The sequence below is a fragment of the Okeania sp. genome, from assembly GCF_983059655.1.
The window spans coordinates 3,496-5,364 of record NZ_CEZPJD010000552.1; the positions used below are offsets into that span (position 1 = coordinate 3,496).

A 1,869-nucleotide genomic window follows, 5' to 3' on the forward strand; every position below is an offset into this window, starting at 1 on the left:
TGTTAACTCCTATTGACAACTATAATTTTCTTCTTACTTCTTACTTTTAACTTTTAACTTCTTACTTTTAACTTTTAACTTCTTACTTTTAACTTTTAACTTCTTACTTCTTACTTCTTACTTCTTACTTCTTACTTTTAACTTTTGACTTTTGACTTTTGACTTTTGACTTCTTCCTTCTTCCTTCTTCAAGAAGTTGATAACACTAATTTGTCTAACTCTTGCTGCATTTCAGTCAGAACTCGCTCATAGCAAGCATCAACATAATCGCGATCGCTAGCTGCTTCACGTCCATAACGCTCAAACACAATAGGAGAGCAAACTCGGGTATGAATTTTTACTGGCAAAGGTAAATTAGGTAAAGGCCCAATAGCTAATCCCCATGGTAATCCAATATAGATAGGAAACACTTCTGGATCGAGACCAAATAACCAAGGCAAACCCAATTCATGGAGCTGTTTCACTTGTTCATAAATATCTGCCAGCACTATTAAAGTATCGTGAGCGCCATTAGAAATCATTGGCACAATAGGCACTTCTTCACGCAAAGCCAACTTAATAAAGCCTTTACGTCCAGCAAAATAAATTTTATCTCGCATAGAATGAGGACGGAAGACATCCGGGCCACCACCAGGATAAACAGCCACAGAGGCATTTCTTTGGAAAGCAGCGATCGCCATTTTCGGATGCGCTCTAACTGCTCCACATTGTACTGCTAAGGGAGTGGTAGGAAAAACTGACCAGGCATTCTGGTGCATAAGTCCATAAACCAAACGCTCTGTACCAAACCTTTTAAACCAGTCATACATACACATATGCATATCTGGAGCAGGTAAACCACCATTATGAGATCCAACTATCAGGATTTTTTCATCTCTAGGAATATGATGCCAACCGTCAGTTTGAACTTGAAAATAATAACGATAAAACCATTCCCATAATGGCATTAAAGATTCAATTACTTTTGGATCGCGGTCATCTAAAGACCAACCATCATAAGGTTGATGAGAGTTTTGTTTATTGACAGTAAACACTGGCATCTATAAAATTTATTATTTTGCTAGTAATTTTAATAATTATATCTTAGAATTAGAAAAATGTAATAAAGCTGCACTATTTTTTCAGTATTCTACTAACATTTCAATCCTCAATTATTATGGTGCTGTGGCTTTTAGTTAACCATAATAGTCGAAGTTAATCAAAACATTTTTTGGAGGTATTGAATGAGTATTTCAACACTCCGAGCTGATGAGCGCGTTAAAAATGTAGAAATATAAGAGAATACCTTCAGTTGTATTTTGATTTTTGTAATAATCTGTTAATTTATTGAAAATCATATTCAAGCAATAAAATCAATTATATCAAAATTTTTTTTTAGTTTTACCGAAAAATTTTGGTTTAAAGCCTCCCCTTTTAAGGGGATAATAAAGAAAAATTTTCATAATTAGTCAATCCTCTCCTTGAAAAGAAAAGGTAATTAGGGTTTGCGCTCAAAAGTATTATGGGTGAGGGTAGGAGTCATTTCAGTTATCAGTTATCAGTTATCAGTTATCAGTACCTCTGCCTGAAGTCAGAGGCTTGAAATATTGAACTTTATTTTTTTCATCCCCTTGAAAGGGGAGGCTTGAGACCTTCTTTTTTGGTCAGGAGACAGGAGACAGGAGACAGGAGAAATGGGAATTATAGAGGAGTTAGGAGGAAGAATAATCAAGGGATTATTTTGCGCAACTCTCGCCTAAAATGCTAATTTTTTCAACCATTACGACCTAAAAGCTTGGACTTTTTTTAACTAAAAAATGTGCTCAACCTCTATATGTCATTTCAGTTATCAGTTATCAGTTATCAGTTATCAGTACCTCTGCCTGAAGT

1 protein-coding gene is annotated in these 1,869 nt (G+C 35.1%); it reads right to left on the reverse strand.

What is annotated here, in order from left to right; all coding sequences use genetic code 11:
• Window positions 1-188: 188 nt before the first annotated feature.
• Window positions 189-1,040, reverse strand: a complete 852-nt coding sequence (locus tag AC3DU7_RS23975) for a lysophospholipid acyltransferase family protein (RefSeq protein WP_488041812.1) — start codon at window positions 1,038-1,040, stop codon at window positions 189-191.
• Window positions 1,041-1,869 lie beyond the last annotated feature (829 nt).